Annotated in this window: 13 protein-coding genes; 5 read left to right on the top strand and 8 right to left on the bottom strand. The window is 69.8% G+C overall.

Features of this window, described 5'->3' with window-relative positions; translation table 11 throughout:
• The 3 genes from NON00_RS03015 to NON00_RS03005 all read left to right on the top strand — a co-directional run bounded on the left by NON00_RS03015 (position 1) and on the right by NON00_RS03005 (position 3,482).
• Positions 1–843: an aldose epimerase gene (locus tag NON00_RS03015; RefSeq protein WP_256017544.1), complete on the top strand. Its 843-nt coding sequence runs from the start codon at positions 1–3 to the stop codon at positions 841–843.
• 159 nt (positions 844–1,002) lie between these two features.
• Positions 1,003–2,130, top strand: a complete 1,128-nt coding sequence (locus NON00_RS03010; RefSeq protein ID WP_256017542.1) for an FAD-dependent oxidoreductase — start codon at positions 1,003–1,005, stop codon at positions 2,128–2,130.
• Positions 2,131–2,180: 50 nt separating this feature from the next.
• The gene (locus NON00_RS03005) at positions 2,181–3,482 is read left to right on the top strand and encodes an esterase-like activity of phytase family protein (protein ID WP_256017540.1); all 1,302 of its coding nucleotides are present in this window, start codon (positions 2,181–2,183) and stop codon (positions 3,480–3,482) included.
• A gap of 130 nt (positions 3,483–3,612) precedes the next feature.
• Here the strand turns inward: NON00_RS03005 and NON00_RS03000 are convergent, their stop codons facing one another.
• The 6 genes from NON00_RS03000 to NON00_RS02970 form a co-directional block, all read right to left on the bottom strand.
• Positions 3,613–5,025 (bottom strand): TRAP transporter large permease subunit, encoded by a 1,413-nt coding sequence (locus tag NON00_RS03000; protein WP_256017538.1) that lies wholly within the window; start codon positions 5,023–5,025, stop codon positions 3,613–3,615.
• Positions 5,026–5,056: 31 nt separating this feature from the next.
• Positions 5,057–5,605: a TRAP transporter small permease subunit gene (locus NON00_RS02995; RefSeq protein ID WP_256017536.1), complete on the bottom strand. Its 549-nt coding sequence runs from the start codon at positions 5,603–5,605 to the stop codon at positions 5,057–5,059.
• Between the two features lie 73 nt (positions 5,606–5,678).
• Complete coding sequence (locus tag NON00_RS02990) at positions 5,679–6,779, bottom strand: TRAP transporter substrate-binding protein (protein ID WP_256017534.1); 1,101 nt, start codon at positions 6,777–6,779, stop codon at positions 5,679–5,681.
• A 138-nt stretch (positions 6,780–6,917) separates the two neighbouring features.
• Positions 6,918–8,477: a calcium-binding protein gene (locus NON00_RS02985; RefSeq protein ID WP_305123172.1), complete on the bottom strand. Its 1,560-nt coding sequence runs from the start codon at positions 8,475–8,477 to the stop codon at positions 6,918–6,920.
• A 222-nt stretch (positions 8,478–8,699) separates the two neighbouring features.
• The gene (locus tag NON00_RS02975) at positions 8,700–10,088 is read right to left on the bottom strand and encodes an FAD-binding oxidoreductase (protein WP_256017531.1); all 1,389 of its coding nucleotides are present in this window, start codon (positions 10,086–10,088) and stop codon (positions 8,700–8,702) included.
• Complete coding sequence (locus NON00_RS02970; RefSeq protein WP_256017529.1) at positions 10,085–10,966, bottom strand: dimethylarginine dimethylaminohydrolase family protein; 882 nt, start codon at positions 10,964–10,966, stop codon at positions 10,085–10,087. The genes NON00_RS02975 and NON00_RS02970 overlap by 4 nt, the downstream gene beginning before the upstream one ends.
• A 126-nt stretch (positions 10,967–11,092) precedes the next feature.
• Here NON00_RS02970 and NON00_RS02965 point away from each other — a divergent pair, with 126 nt between their 5' ends.
• The gene (locus tag NON00_RS02965; protein ID WP_256017527.1) at positions 11,093–11,851 is read left to right on the top strand and encodes an HpcH/HpaI aldolase/citrate lyase family protein; all 759 of its coding nucleotides are present in this window, start codon (positions 11,093–11,095) and stop codon (positions 11,849–11,851) included.
• A gap of 135 nt (positions 11,852–11,986) precedes the next feature.
• Here the strand turns inward: NON00_RS02965 and kdgD are convergent, their stop codons facing one another.
• Positions 11,987–12,919 carry a 5-dehydro-4-deoxyglucarate dehydratase gene (gene kdgD, locus NON00_RS02960; protein ID WP_256017524.1) on the bottom strand — a complete coding sequence of 311 codons (933 nt, stop codon included), beginning with the start codon at positions 12,917–12,919 and terminating at the stop codon, positions 11,987–11,989.
• A gap of 172 nt (positions 12,920–13,091) precedes the next feature.
• Between kdgD and NON00_RS02955 the strand changes: the two genes are divergently transcribed.
• Positions 13,092–13,574: a hypothetical protein gene (locus NON00_RS02955; protein WP_256017521.1), complete on the top strand. Its 483-nt coding sequence runs from the start codon at positions 13,092–13,094 to the stop codon at positions 13,572–13,574.
• 137 nt (positions 13,575–13,711) lie between these two features.
• Here NON00_RS02955 and NON00_RS02950 read toward each other — a convergent pair whose 3' ends face one another.
• Positions 13,712–14,974, bottom strand: a complete 1,263-nt coding sequence (locus tag NON00_RS02950) for a DNA polymerase IV (protein WP_256017519.1) — start codon at positions 14,972–14,974, stop codon at positions 13,712–13,714.
• Positions 14,975–15,062: the final 88 nt, after the last annotated feature.

Raw genomic sequence — 15,062 nt, 5'->3', positions numbered from 1 at the left:
GTGCGGCTGGCCGCGGCGGGGTGGGAGGCGGAGCTTCTCCCCGCTCGGGGCGCCGCCTTCGCCGCGCTGCGCTGGCAGGGGCGGGAAGTGCTGGCCCCCCTGCCGCCCGGCGCCGACCCCAATGCCAGCCAGTCCGGCGCCTTCTGGATGCTGCCCTGGACCAACCGGCTGGAGGATGGCGCCTTCCCCTGGGGGGGCGCCACGCACCATTTCCCGCTGACCCACCCGGCCGAGGGCAATGCGCTGCATGGCCTCTCCCGCGCCCTGCCCTGGGCGGTGGAGGAGGCCGGCCCCGCCGCCGCCCTGCTCGCCCAGGAGGGGGAGGGTGGGCCCTTCCGCTGGCGCGCCCGGCTGGAGGTCGCGCTCTCCGCCGCCGGGCTGCGGCTGGAGATGGTGCTGGCCAATGCCGGCGCCGCGCCCTGCCCGATGGGCTTCGGCTGGCATCCCTGGTTCGCCCGCCCGGCGGGCTGCGCGCTGTCCTTCGCCGCCACGGCGCGCTTCCCCACCGATGCGCGCAAGCTGCCCCTGCCGCCGGAGCCATGCCCCGGCCTTGAAGGGGGCGAAGCGGCATGGCTGGGCCTCGACTCGGCCTTCGCCGGCTGGGGCGGGCAGGTGGAACTGCGCCGCCCCGGGGAGGTGCTGCGCCTGCGCGCCAGCGGCGACTGGGCCCGCCATCTCCAACTCTACGCGCCGCCCCATCTGCCGGTGCTGTGCCTGGAGCCGGTCAGCCACGTGCCCGCCGTCATCAACCGCCCGCATCTCGCGCTCTGGGGGGCGATGCGCGTGCTGGCGCCGGGGGAGGTGTTGCGGGGGGGGATCAGTCTGTCCTTGGAAGAGAGTTAGAATCTTCTTTTCTGAAGAAAAGAAGCAAAAGACTTTCTTTCAGGCTGCCGCCGTCTCCCGGCACAGCGGGACGCCAAACTGATAAAAGTTTTTTGGTTCTTTTTTTCAAAAAAGAACTAAATCTTCCCTGAACCCTGCTTTTCCGCCATGCTTCCGGCCATGCCGCACGCGCTTGTCCTCGGGGCCGGGATCATGGGCCTCTCCGCTGCCTGGGGGCTGTCCCGGGCGGGCTGGTCCGTCACCGTGGTGGAGCAGGATGACCTGCCCAATCCGCGCGGTGCCAGCGTGGACGAGCACCGGCTGATCCGCCACGCCTATGGCGCCCAGCGCGGCTACATGCGGATGGTCGATGAGGCTTATGCCGCCTGGGAGCTGCTCTGGGCCGATCTCGGCGCGCGGCACTATGTCCCCACCGGGGTGCTGGCGCTGGGCGATGCCGCCGGGGGCTGGCTGGCCGAAAGCCGCGCCGCCCTCTCCGGCGATGGCCATGACTTCACCGATCTCGACGCCGCGGAACTGGAATCGCGCTTCCCCATGCTGCGCGCCGCCGGGGTGGGCGATGCCTTCCATATGACGCGCGGCGGCGTGCTGCTGGCGCGGCCGGTCGTGGCGGCGCTGGCGGCGCATCTGGCGCGGCGCGGCGTCACCTTCCGCCCCGCCCGCGCCCGCGAGGCGGACCCCGCCCGCGCCGCCCTGGTGCTGGAGGATGGCACCACCCTGGGGGCCGACCTGCTGGTGATCGCCGCCGGGCCCTGGGCGCCGCGCTTCCTGCCGGCGCTCGAAGGGCGCGTCACCGCCTCGCGCCAGATCGTCGTCTATCTGGAGGCGCCGGCGGCGCAGCGCGCGGCCTGGGCGGCGGCGCCGATGCTGCTCGATCTCTCGGCGGCGGGCGGCTTCTACGCCGTGCCCCCGGTGGCCGGGACGGCGCTGAAGATCGGCGACCACCGCTTCTCCCTGCATGGCGACCCGGATGGCCCGCGCGAGGCCACGCCGGAGGAGGCGGAGGCCATCCTGGCCCTCGCCTGGCCCCGGCTGCGCGGCGCCGATGGCTACCGCGTCCTCGGCGCCCGCGCCTGCTTCTACGATGTGGAGCCGCAGGAGCGCTTCCTGCTGGAACCCCTCGGGGACCGCGCGCTGGTGATGAGCGGCTTCTCCGGCCACGGCTTCAAATTTGGCCCCCTGCTGGGCCTGGCCGTGGGGTCGGAGGAGCGCCGCCGCCGCGCCGCCTGGGCCGCCGGGGCGGAGGGTGTCGCGCCTTTCATGGAACCGTCACACGGCAGCGCATAAAGCTGCGGCTAGGGTCCGCGCGGTTTCCCCAAGCCGCGGACACGAACCCGATGCGACGCTTCCTCCTCGCCACCTGCCTGATGCTGCCGGGGCTCGCCGCCCCGCTCGCCCCCGCCTTCGCCGCGCCGGAAATCCTGGTGCTGGAGAGCGATGACCCGGTGCTGCGGCTGGGCCGCTACACCTTCCCCGGCGGCCGCACGGCGGAGCTGACGGTGGGCATCGGCAGCGCCGCGTCTCGCCGCCCGGATGATCCGGAGGATATCGTCTACACCCTCTCCGACCGCGGGCCGAACATCGCCTGCGCCGATGCGGAGGAGTTCACCGGCCAGAAGCCGGCGCAGATCTGCGCCGCCGATCCGCGCGGCCGGCTCTACCCCGTGCCGGACTATGCCCCCACCCTCTATGGCGTGCGGCTGCTGCCGGAGCAGCGGCGCTTCCACGTCTTTGACATGGTGGCGCTGAAGCGGGCCGATGGCCGGCCCATCACCGGCCTGACCAACCCGCTGACCGGCCGCACGGAGCAGCCGCTGGACGGCCAGGGCAAGAAGCTGGACCACGACCCCGCCGCGCTGGATGCCGAGGCGCTGCTGCGCCTGCCCGATGGCGGCTTCTGGGTGGGGGAGGAGAATGGCCCCTCCCTGGCCGAGGTGGCGCCGGATGGGCGCATCCGCCGCCGCGTGGTGCCGGCGGGCACGGCGCATGAATTCGCCGGGGCGGGCTACCCCATCGTCGAGGGCCTGCCGGCCATCCTGGCGCGCCGCCAGTCCAACCGCGGCATCGAGGGCATGAGCGGCACGCCGGAGGGGGATACCCTCTACTTCATCCTCCAGAACCCGCTGGCCAACCCGGACGCGGCGGCCTACCGCACGGCGCGGAATGTGCGGCTGATGCGCTTCGACCCGGCGGCCAACCGGGTGACGGGCGAATGGGTCTATCAGCTGGACGACCCGCGCAGCTTCCGCCGCGACCCCTCGGACAGGCAGAACGACCCGCGCATCTCGGAACTGACCTGGCTCGGCCCGGACCGCCTGCTGGTGCTGGAGCGGACGGAGAAGACGACCAAGCTCTACGAGGTGCGGCTGGACCCGGCCATCAGCGAGATCAGCGGCAGCCGCTGGGATGACCCCGCCACCCTGCCCAGCCTGGAGCAGCGCAACGACCTCTCGGGCACCGGCATCACCCCGCTGGCCAAGCGCCTGATCCTCGACAGCGCCGACCATGCGGAACTGCCGGGCAAGATCGAGGGCGTGGCGGTGCTGCCGCAGAACACGCTGATGCTGATCAACGATGATGATTTCGGCATTGGCGGCGAGCGCACCAAGATCATCCTGGTGCGCGGAGTTTTGGATTGATTTTTTTCAGGCTGCCGCCGTCTCCCGGCGCGGCGGGACGCTGAACTGAAAAAAGTTTTTTGGTTCTTTTTTTCAAAAAAGAACGTCTTTTCCTGAAAAAAGGGGAGGCCTGAGCCTCCCCTTTCCAGTCTTACTTGAAGACGACGGGTGCGTCGTCGTCTGGCATGTCCGGCATCGGGACTTCGATGCGGACGGTGCTGGGGTCCACGCCGGAGGGCGGTTCCAGCCAGTAGGTCACGCTTTCCGGCCAGAAGATGACGATGGCGACCAGGATGAGCTGGAGCCCCACCCAGGGGATGGCGCCCCAGTAGATATCGCTGGAGCGGACTTCCTTGGGCGCGATGCCGCGCAGGTAGAAGAGCGCGAAGCCGAAGGGCGGGTGCATGAAGCTGGTCTGCATGTTCACGCAGAGCAGCACGCCGAACCACACCAGGTCGATCCCGAGCTTCTGCGCCACCGGGCCGAGCAGCGGCACGATGATGAAGGCGATCTCGAAGAAGTCGAGGAAGAAGGCCAGGAAGAAGACGAAGATATTGACGAAGACCAGGAAGCCGACCTGCCCGCCGGGCAGGTGGGAGAGCAGGTGCTCGATCCACAGCCCGCCATCGACGCCCTGGAAGACGAGGGAGAAGACGGTGGAGCCCACCAGGATGAAGATCACCATGCAGGTGATGCGCATGGTGTTGTCCATCGCCTGACGCACCAGCGTCCAGGTGAGGCGGCCATTCAGCGCGGCGAGGCCGATGGCGCCGACCGCGCCCATGGCGCCCGCCTCCGTCGGCGTGGCGAGGCCCATGAAGATGGTGCCGAGGACGAGGAAGATCAGCACGACGGAGGGCACCATGCCCTTGGCGACGCGCCAGATCAGCGGCCAGCCGCGGGTGCCCAGCGCCTCGTCCGGCAGGGCCGGCACCTTGTGGGGCGCGAAGATCGAGACGGCGGCGATGAAGAGGATGAACAGCCCGACCTGGAGGATGGAGGGGCCGATGGCGCCGGCATACATGTCGCCCACGCTCTTGCCGAGCTGGTCGCCCAGGATGATCAGCACCAGCGAGGGCGGGATGACCTGGGTGATGGTGCCCGAGGCGGCGATGACGCCGGTGGCGATGCGCATGTCGTAGCCGTAGCGCATCATCACCGGCAGGCTGATCATGCCCATGGCGATGACCGAGGCGGCGACGGTGCCGGTGATGGCGCCGAGCACCGCGCCCACCAGGATGACGGCATAGGCGAGGCCGCCCGGGATCTTGCCGAAGAGCTGGCCGGTGCCCTCCAGCAGATCTTCCGCCAGGCCGCAGCGCTCCAGGATGGCCCCCATCAGGGTGAAGAAGGGGATGGAGAGCAGCAGGTCGTTCGACATGATGCCGAAGACGCGCAGCGGCAGGTTGCCGAGATAGGCGGTGGTGAAGAAGCCCAGCTCGATCGAGAGGAAGCCAAAGAACAGCCCGACCGCGGCCAGCGAGAAGGCCACCGGGAAGCCGATCAGAAGGAAGACGACGAGGCCGCCGAACATCAGCGGCGGCATCATCTCAAGGGTCAGCATCGGGGGAGGGTTCCGGGTTGCGGTTGCGGGGTCATTGCTCGGGGCGGTGGTATTCGACCACCACCTCTGTCCCCGGCGTGATGCCGCGCAGCAGGGCGATGCGCTTGATCAGCTCGGCCAGCCCCTGCAGCCAGATCAGCAGGAAGCCCACCGGCAGCAGCAGCTTCACCGGCCAGCGGATCAGCCCGCCGGCATTGGAGGACTCTTCCAGCCGCACGAAGCTGTCGAGGAAGAAGGGCCAGGTCATCCAGGCCAGCAGCCCCATGGCGGGGAGCAGGAAGAGGATGAGGCCGAAGACATCCACCCAGAGCTGCGCCCGTGGCGAGAGATTGCCGAAGACGAGATCGACGCGCACATGCTCGTTGCGGAGCAGGGTCGGCGCGGCGCCGAGCATGACAATGCCGGCGAAGAAGTACCACTGCACCTCCAGCCAGGCGTTCGATGAGTAGCTGATGCCATAGCGCACCACGGCATTGCCGGCGCTGGTCGCGCAGGCCAGCAGCACCAGCCAGTAGGCGATGACGCCAAAGACGGTGCTGACCTTGTCCATTGCCCGACTGAAGCCAAGCAGGGCACCCATACCGGGGGGTCCTCCCAAGAGGGGTCACGAAGAAATCCGGCGCCGGGGGGGCCGGCGCCGGGGCGGGTCACGGTCAGCGGCGCGCCTGCGCCTCCTGGCCGTACATGGCGTAGACGAACTGGTCGAAGCCGTATTCCGCGACGCGGAACCAGCCATACTGCTCGTCGCGGAAGGCCTTCCAGTGGGCATAGACCTTCTTGAAGGCTTCGTTCTTCGCCGCCGTCTCGTCATAGAGCTCGAAGGCGGCCTTGTAGCTGGCCTGCATCACCTCGCGCGGGAAGGCGCGGAGCTGCGTGCCGGCGGCGATCAGGCGGCGCAGCGCGGCGGGGTTCTGCACGTCGTACTTCGCCATCGTCTCGATGGTGGAGTCGCGGCAGGCGCTTTCCAGCACCTCGCGGTAGAGGGGCGGCAGCTCCTCATACTTCGCCTTGTTGATGTAGAGGGAGAGGTTGAGGCAGCCCTCCCACCAGCCGGGGTAGTAGTAGTAGGGCGCGACGCGGTTGAAGCCCAGCTTCTCATCGTCATAGGGCCCGACCCATTCGGCGGCGTCGATGGTGCCCTTCTCCAGCGCCGGGTAGATGTCGCCGCCGGCGATCTGCTGCGGCACGACGCCGAGCTTCTGCAGCACGTTGCCGGCGAAGCCGCCGATGCGGAACTTCAGCCCGTTGAGGTCGGCGACCGTCTTGATCTCCTTGCGGAACCAGCCGCCCATCTGGGCGCCCGTATTGCCGGCGGGGATGGAGACGATGTTGTACTTCGCGAAGAAGTCCTTCATCACCTCGCGCCCGCCGCCCTGGTTCAGCCAGGCATTGGTCTGGCGCATGTTCAGGCCGAAGGGCACGGCGCCGTCGAAGGCGAAGGTCGGGTCCTTGCCGACGAAGTAGTAGGAGGCGGTGTGGGCGGCCTCCACCGTGCCGTTCTGCACGGCATCGGCCACCTGCAGGCCCGGCACCAGCTCGCCCGCCGGGAAGACGCGGATCTGGAACTTGTTGTCGGTCAGCGCCGCGACGCGCCTGGCCACATGTTCGCCGGCGCCGAAGATGGTGTCGAGGGAGCGCGGGAAAGAGCTGGCGAGGCGCCAGCGGATTTCGGGCGCGGTCTGCGCGATGGCCGGCGCGGCGAGGGCGGAGGCGCCGATCACGGCTCCCCCCGCCAGCAGTTGACGTCGGATCATGGGCTGAATGGCTCCCTTGGACACCCGGCGACTGGTGCGCCGGCACGGAACCATTTTCAGATATTCTTCAGCCTTTGTCATCCATGTGGCGGGTGGGGGGGGGCGGCCACCGCCTGCGCTCCCCCCGCCCGCGCCCGGCTACAGCAGGAAGTCCCGCGCCGTCAGCGTGCCGGTGAAGCCGGCGAGGAAAATCTCCATCTCCACCGTCGCCGTATCGGCATCGGTGTTGAGCTGGAGCAGGGTGCCGCCCTCGGTGGCCTCGGCGCGGACCTGCCCGGCGGCGCTGAAGGCGGCGCTGCCGATGAAGCCGAAGGCGTCATTGGCGGCGGTGGCGCCGCGCGCGTCGATCGGCGCCAGCACCAGCCGGTCCGTGCCCTGGGTGAAGTCGGTGACGCTGTCCAGGCTGGTGGCGCTGCTGTCGTCCAGCGCGCTCCAGACGAAGCTGTCCCGCCCGGCGCCGCCGGTCAGGAGATCGGCGCCGCCCTGGCCGAAGAGGAAATCCTCCCCCGCGCCGCCCAGCAGCGTGTCGTTGCCGGCGCCGCCGTAGAGCACGTCATTCCCGGCGAGGCCGGAGAGGGTATTGGCCCCGTCATTGCCATCGAGGCGGTTGCCCTGGGCATTGCCGGTGGCGGTGAGGTCGGCGCTGCCGGCCAGGCTCAGCCGCTCCACGCCATCGCCCAGGGTGTAGCTGACGCTGCTGATGACGCGGTCCGCGCCGCCCCGGGGGCCGGCCACCTCCACCACCACGTCGCCGGCATCATCCACATAATAGAGATCGCTGCCGGTGCCGCCCTCCAGCCGGTCCGCCCCGGCGCGGCCATCCAGCGTATCCGCGCCATCGCCGCCCATCAGCGTGTTGGCGGCGGCGTCGCCGGAGAGGGTGTCGTTGCCCCGGCTGCCGGCCACCGCCTCGATATGGGCCAGGGTATCGGCGCCGTCGCGGCCGTTCACCGCCTGGGCGGTGGAGAGGGCGAGGTCCACCGTCACGGCGGCGCTGGCGTCGCTGTAATCCACCATGTCCCAGCCGGCGCCGCCATCGATGGTGTCGTCGCCCCTGCCGGGGCGGAAGGTGTCGTTGCCGTCGCCGCCCGTCAGGCTGTCATTGCCGGCGCCGCCGATCACCAGGGAATAGGTGGTGCCAGCGCCGACCGCCACCGTGTCATGGCCCGCCCCGGCATCGATATGGTCGTAGAAGCCGCCGCCGCCGGTGATGGTGTCATCCCCGCTGGTGCCGAGGATCACCTCCAGCCCGTCGCCCTGGTCCGTGCCCGCCAGCCCGCTGGCGAAGCGGGCGCTGGTGAAGGGCAGGTCGCTGCCGCTGCTGGCCTCGTGCAGGGTGAGGCGGAGCTGCACCGTGCCCAGGCCATGCCCCGCGTAATGGCCGGCGATGCGCACCCCCTCCGCCATCCGGCCGCTGCCGCCGGAGAGCAGGACGAGGTCATCCCCCTCCCGCCGGGCGAAGGAAAGGTCGGTATAGGCGCCGCCGAAGATCAGCGTATCCCCTGCCTCGGCATCGGTGATGGTGTCGAAGCCGTCGCCCCGGTGGAAGACGAAGGTGTCGTTGCCCTCGCCGCCGGAGAGGGTGTCATTGCCCCCGCCGCCATTCAGGCGGTCATGGCCGCCGAAGCCAAAGAGGGCGTCCTCCCCGCCGGAGCCGGTGAGGTAGTTGGTCCTGGCTGAGCCGCGGAACTGGGTCATGGGGTCCTCGCCCGGAGGTGGATATCCGTGCGGGAAAATATCCCACATAAGTTGAATGGGGTGTGAAGAAATACGCGGCGCCGAGGCCCCCGCGGCCGCCTTCGCAAAAGGGCTTCCAAAGGCCTGAGGCCTTTGGAAGCCCTTTTGTAAAAAAAACCCTCAAAGCCACAAGCGGCAAGGGTTTTCAAACAGACAGTCAGACCGGCAGGCCCGGCCCCTCGCTCAGTTCAGGAAGAGCTTGCCCGGGTTGAGGATGCCCTTCGGGTCCAGGCTGGCCTTCAGGCCGCGCATCACGGCCAGCACCTCGTCGCCATGCTCCTGCACCAGGAATTCGCGCTTGCCGAGGCCGATGCCATGCTCGCCCGAGCAGGTGCCGCCCAGCGCCAGCCCGCGCGCGACGATGCGGCGGTCCAGCTCCCACGCCTTCTCCAGCCCCTGCGGATCGTCGGCGGGGAAGAGGATGACGCAGTGGAAATTGCCATCCCCCACATGGCCGACGATGCAGGTGTTCTGCCCCATGGCCACCGCCTCCGCCTTGGCGCTCACGATGGCCTCGGCCAGGCGGGAGATGGGGACGCAGACATCGGTGGTGATGCCGCGGCAGCCGGGATAGAGCGCGTTCGCCGCCCACCAGGCATCATGCCGCGCCTTCCACAGGCGGTTGCGCGTCTCCGCGTCCTCGGCCCAGGCGAAGCCCTTGCCGCCCATCTCGGCGGCGATGGCCTCCACCGCCTCGGCCTGCTCGCGCACGCCGGCGGGGCTGCCGTGGAACTCCAGGAACAGCGTCGGCAGCGGCTCGTAGGGCAGCCTGGAATAGGCGATGGAGGCGCGCATCTGGTCGGCATCGGCCAGCTCGATCCGCGCCACGGGAATGCCCGCCTGCATCGTCATGATGACGGCCTCGACGGCGGATTGCAGGCTGTCGAACTGGCAGACGGCGGCGGTGGTCGCCTCCGGGATGCCGTGCAGGCGCAGGCGGATCTTCGTCACCACGCCGAGCGTGCCCTCGGAGCCGATGAACAGCCGCGTCAGGTCATAGCCATTGGCGGATTTGCGCGTCCGCCCGCCGGTCTGGATGACGCGGCCATCGGCCAGCACCACCTCGAGGCCCATCACCGCCTCGCGCATCGTGCCGTAGCGCACGGCATTGGTGCCGCTGGCGCGCGTCGCCACCATGCCGCCCAGGGTGCAGTGGCTGCCCGGGTCCACCGGGAAGAACAGGCCCTGGTCGCGCAGGAAGTCGTTGAGCTGGTGGCGGGTGACGCCCGGCTCCACCAGGCAGTCCATGTCCTCGGCATTGACCTCCAGCACCGCCGTCATGCGGCTGAGGTCGAGGCTGATGCCACGGCGGACGGGCACCACATGCCCCTCCAGGCTGGTGCCGGCGCCGAAGGGCGTGACCGGCACGCCCTGCGCGTGGCACAGCGCCAGCAGGCGGGAGACCTCCTCCGTCGTCTCGACGAAGGCCACGGCATCGGGCAGCACGGGCGGGTTGGAATCCTCGCCCTTGGCGTGCTGCTCGCGGATGGAGGCGTTGGTGGAAAGCCGCTCGCCCAGGAAGGCGCGGGCGGCCGCCAGCACGGCGTCCAGCGGGGTGGTGTCGATGGTCATGCGGTTTCCTCCTCCCGCGCGAGCGGGCAGGTCAGGCAATGGGGGCCGCCGCCGCCCAGGGTGAAGAGGGAGAGTTCCGGGTCGAGCACGGTCAGCCCCTCGGCGCGCAGCGCGGCGTTCAGCGCCGTGCTGCCCCGGGCGGAGACGACCTTGCCCCCGCCCAGCGCCACGATGTTGCAGCCGAGCCGCATGGCGTCCTTGTAGGAGACGGGCAGGATGCGGATGCCATGGGCCTTGACCCAGGCCAGGAAATCCTCGTCCAGCACCTCGGTGCAGGCCACGGCGAGGCCGGGGGCGGCCATGCAGAACAGCACGTCGAGATGCAGGAAATGCTCATCGAAGGGCTGCAGGCGGACGTCCCAGCCCTCCTCCCGCAGCCAGGCGGCGAGCTGCTCCGCCCCCGCCTCGTCGGTGCGGCCGCCGGAATGGCCGATCAGCGCCAGGCCGGGGCGAAGGATGTGGATATCGCCCCCCTCCAGCGTGCCGGCATTGGACATCTTCCAAAAGTCGCCGCCCTGCCGGCGATGAAAATCCAACAGGAAAAAATATTCGCCGCGGCGCTGGGGGCGTTCCAGCTGGCACAGCACCGGGCCCTGATGCGTCACCACCACGCTGTCGCGGGTATAGACCATGTAGGGCAGGTGGGGCTGCGGCTCCAGCCGGTGGACCCGCGCGCCGCCCTGCTCCAGCGCCGCCACCAGCTCGGCATGCTGGGCCTGGAGGTGCGGCAGCGCCGGGCCCTGGCGGGATTCGGCCAGGGTGCGGCGGACGATGCTGTTGGTGGGGATCCACCGGTAATGGTCCGGCGGGCAGACCAGCACATCGGTCAGCACACCGGTTTCCGAGGAGACGCGCCAGCGCGGCAGGGAAGTCGACATGGCCGCGCAGGCTACGCCCGGCGCGCCCCGCCGCAAAGGGCGGGAATTCGCGGCCCCGCGCGTTGACGCCCCCCGGAACGAGTCCTAGCGTTTCCTTCCCGCCGTCCCGGAGGAAATGGAATAACAATGGCGAACAAGGTGAAAGAGGCCTGGGCGCAAGGACGCGCCGTGGTCAATGGCTGGCTTTCCATCCCGAGCGCCTTCAGCGCCGAGGTGATGGCCCAGGCCGGCTTCGACAGCCTGACCGTGGATATGCAGCACGGGGTGCAGGACTACCTCTCCACCGTCGCCTGCTTCCAGGGCGCCCAGCCGCATCCGGTGACGCCCCTGGTGCGCGTGCCCTGGAACGAGCCGGGCATCATCGGCAAGGTGCTGGATGCCGGCGCCATGGGCGTGATCTGCCCGATGGTGAACACGGCGGAGCAGGCTGCCGCCCTGGTCTCCGCCTGCCGCTACCCGCCGCAGGGCACGCGCAGCTTCGGCCCCATCCGCGCCGGCATCTATGGCGAGGGGGGTGACTATTTCGCCACCGCCAATACCGACATCATCGTCATGCCGATGATCGAGACGAAGCAGGCGCTCGACAACCTGGAAGCCATCCTCGACACGCCGGGCATCGATGGCATCTATGTCGGGCCGGCCGATCTCGGCATCTCGCTCGGCCTGCCGCCGAAGCTGGACCGCGAGGAGCCGGAGATCCTGCGCGTCTATGAGCGGCTGCTCTCCGAATGCGGCAAGCGCAACCTCGCCGTCGGCCTGCACAATGGCAGCGCGCCCTACGCGAAGCGGATGATCCAGATGGGGTTCAAACTGACCACCATCCTCAATGACAGCGGCCTGCTGCTGCAGGCCGCCCGCGCCGCGGTCGCCACGGCCAAGGGCTGACAATACCCTGCGCGGTCTTGAGAGGGGCTTCGCCCCTCTCAAACTCTCCCCACCAAAGGCCTGAGGCCTTTGGAAACCCATCTGCGGGGGGAGCCTTGAGGGGGCGAAGCCGCCTCAAGGCCCCAGGCGGCAGGTTCAGGCGGCCTTGGCCAGCTTGCCGGGCAGGGCTTCGATGAGGGCGGTCAGCGCGGCCAGCTCGGCCGGCTCCAGGTCGGTCAGCGGCGCGCGCACCGGGCCGGCCGGGCGGCCCACCGCCGCGCAGCCCGCCTTCACGATGGAGACCGCATAGCCCTTCTTGCGGTTGCGGATGGCGATATAGGGCAGCACGAAATCCCGCAGGCCCTGGAACACCGCCTCGCGGTCATGCCGGCGCACGGCGGCGTAGAAGCTCTGCGCGAATTCCGGCACGAAGTTGAAGATGGCCGAGGAATAGGTGGTGACGCCCATCTCCAGATAGGGCAGGGCGAAGGTCTCCGCCGTCGGCAGGCCGCCGACATAGGTCAGGCGGTCGCCCATGCGGGCATAGATGCGCGTCATCAGCTCGATATCGCCGACGCCATCCTTGAAGCCCACGAGGTTCGGGTTGCGCTCACACAGCCGCGCCAGCGTGTCCTCGTTCAGGATGGCGTTGTCGCGGTTGTAGACGATGACGCCGAGGCCCGTGCTCCTGCACACCGCCTCGATATGCGCGGCAAGGCCCGCCTGCTCGGAATTCACCAGGTAGTTCGGCAGCAGCAGAAGGCCATCCGCCCCCGCCGCCTCGGCCGACTTCGCCAGGTCCTGCGCGATCGGCGTCGCCATGCCGCAGGGCGCGATCACCGGCGCGCGGCCGGCCGTCTCGGCCACGGCGGCGCGCACCACCGTCTCCACCTCGGCCGGGGAGAGGGAGAAGAACTCGCCCGTGCCGCCAGCGGCGAAAAGCCCGGCCGGATCATATTCCAGCAGCCAGGAGACATGCGCGCGATAGGGCGCCTCGTCAAAGCTGTGGTCGGCGCGGAAATGCGTGACGGGGAAGGAGAGCAGGCCGCTGCCGATCTGCTTCGCCATCGCGTCCGGGGTCATGGGCATGCCGGGTATCCTCCTGCTCATGTCATGCTGTACGGTCATCATACATCTTGGGCGCCGGGCGTCCACCGCCGAAGTGAAAGGGAGATGGGAGTTTGTTAACAAACCGTTTGCAAAACAGAGTGAGGGTCCGGCCATTGTGAGCGACTCCCCGCCCCCTTCCGAGGATGGCCGAATGCGCCGCTGGGGCGCGGCCGGCGCGGCGCCGCCGCAGGAGGCCGCCGCCGCGCTGCCGGCCCCCGCCCCGCCGAAGGCCGAGCCACCGCCGCGCCCCGCGCCTGTGCCCTCTGGCCCGCCGGTGCTGCTGCGGGACCACCGCATCCTGACCTTCGCGCCGCAGATGCTGTGCCTGGCGCTGCACCATGCCGGGCGCAACCAGATGCGCCTGCCGGTCGGCGAGATCTCGGCCGCTGAATTGCTGCCGGACAGCCAGGCCGTCCGTTTCCGCTTCGGCCCCCAGGGGCGGGCGGGGGAGGTGGTGGTGGGCACGCCCGCCCTGGCGGCGATGCTGATCGCCTATTGCATCGGCGCCGGTATTCCGGTGCCCACCCAGGCTGCCAAGACCCTTGAAGTGACCGATCTCGGCGTGAAACTGGAATTGCGGATCGTCCTGACCGCGCCGCCCTTCTTCAAGCCGCGCAACGCGGCGGAGTGGTAGGTCAGCAAGACGTTCTTTTTTGAAAAAAAGAACCAAAAAACTTTTTCAGTGCGGCGTCCCGCTGTGCCGGGAGACGGCGGCAGCCTGAAAAAAGTCTTTTTGTTTCTTTTTCTTCAGAAAAAGAAAATTCTTAAAAATCAATATTCTGATTTCTTCAAAGCCCTCCCCCGCATCACCGCGCCTGCCCCGAAGCGCGCGCGCAGGGCTTCCTCGGCGGCCCAGCGGGCGGCGCGGCGGGGGGCTTCGGGGTCCACGAGGTCGCCCTGGTCCGCCTGCGCCCCCGGCAGCAGCGGCTGGGCGCCGATGCCGATGAGGCGGAAGGGCGTGCCATCCGCCTCCCGCGCCAGCAGCGGCCGCGCGGCGGCGAAGAGCGTGTCCGGCAGGCGGCTGGGCGCGGCGAGGCGGGCGGTGCGGCTGCGCAGCGCGAAGCTGGCGGTCTTCAGCTTCAGCACCACGCCGCCGGCGGCCAGGTCCTTCTCCGCCAGCCGCCGGGCGAGCTTTTCCGCGAGGCGCCACAGCGCATCCTCCAGCGCGGGCAGGGCGCGCAGGTCGGCCTCGAAGGTGGTTTCGGCGCTGACGGATTTCGTGTCCCGCCCCGGCGTCACCGGGCGGCTGTCCTCGCCCCGGGCGCGGGCGGCCAGGGCGGGGCCGTCCTCGCCCAGGCGCATCGCCGCCTCGCGCGGGGTCAGGCCCTGGAGCTGCCCGAGCGTGGCGAAGCCCGCCGCCTGGAGTTTGCGCGCCAGCACGGGGCCGACGCCGGGCAGCACGCCCACCGGCTCCGGCGCCAGCAGCGCGGCGGCTTCCTCCTGGCTGATGATGGCGAAGCCGCGCGGCTTGTCCCGCTCCACGGCCAGCTTGGCCAGCAGCCGGTTGGGCGCCAGCCCGACCGAGACCGTCACCCCCACCTCGCGCTCCACCCGCAGGGCGAGGCGCGCCAGCACGGCGGCGGGCGGGGCGCGGTGCAGCGCCTCGGTGCCCGAGAGGTCCAGCACCGCCTCGTCAATCGAGAGCGGCTGGACCAGGGGGGTGAGTTCCTCCATCAGGGCGCGGATCTGCTGGCCCACGGCGCTGTATTTGGCATGGTCCGGGGGGACCACCACGGCATCGGGGCAGAGCGGCAGCGCCTTGAACATCGGCATGGCCGAGCGCACGCCGCGGATGCGCGCCAGATAGCAGCAGGCCGCCACCACGCCGCGCCGGCCGCCGCCGACGATCACCGGCTTCGTTCGCAGGGCCGGGTTGTCGCGCTTTTCCACGCTGGCGAAGAAGGCATCGCAGTCGATATGCGCGATGGAGAGCCGCGTCAGCGCGGCATGGCGCACCACCCGCCGGCCCCCGCAGGAAGGGCAGGACCTGGCCTCATCGAACAGATGGAGGCAGTCGCGGCAGAGCGCGGGCATGGGGGCAGGTTACAGGATGTTCTGGGAAAGTTCCAGCGGGGGCGCCGCCCCCTCTGTTGCCTTGGGCACCCCCGCCGGGGTGGCAGGG

The sequence above is a fragment of the Roseomonas sp. GC11 genome (assembly GCF_024437745.1).
GTDB lineage: Bacteria > Pseudomonadota > Alphaproteobacteria > Acetobacterales > Acetobacteraceae > Pseudoroseomonas.
The sequence above is the reverse complement of the archived record's forward strand: the minus strand, read 5'-3'. Positions and strand labels throughout refer to the sequence as shown.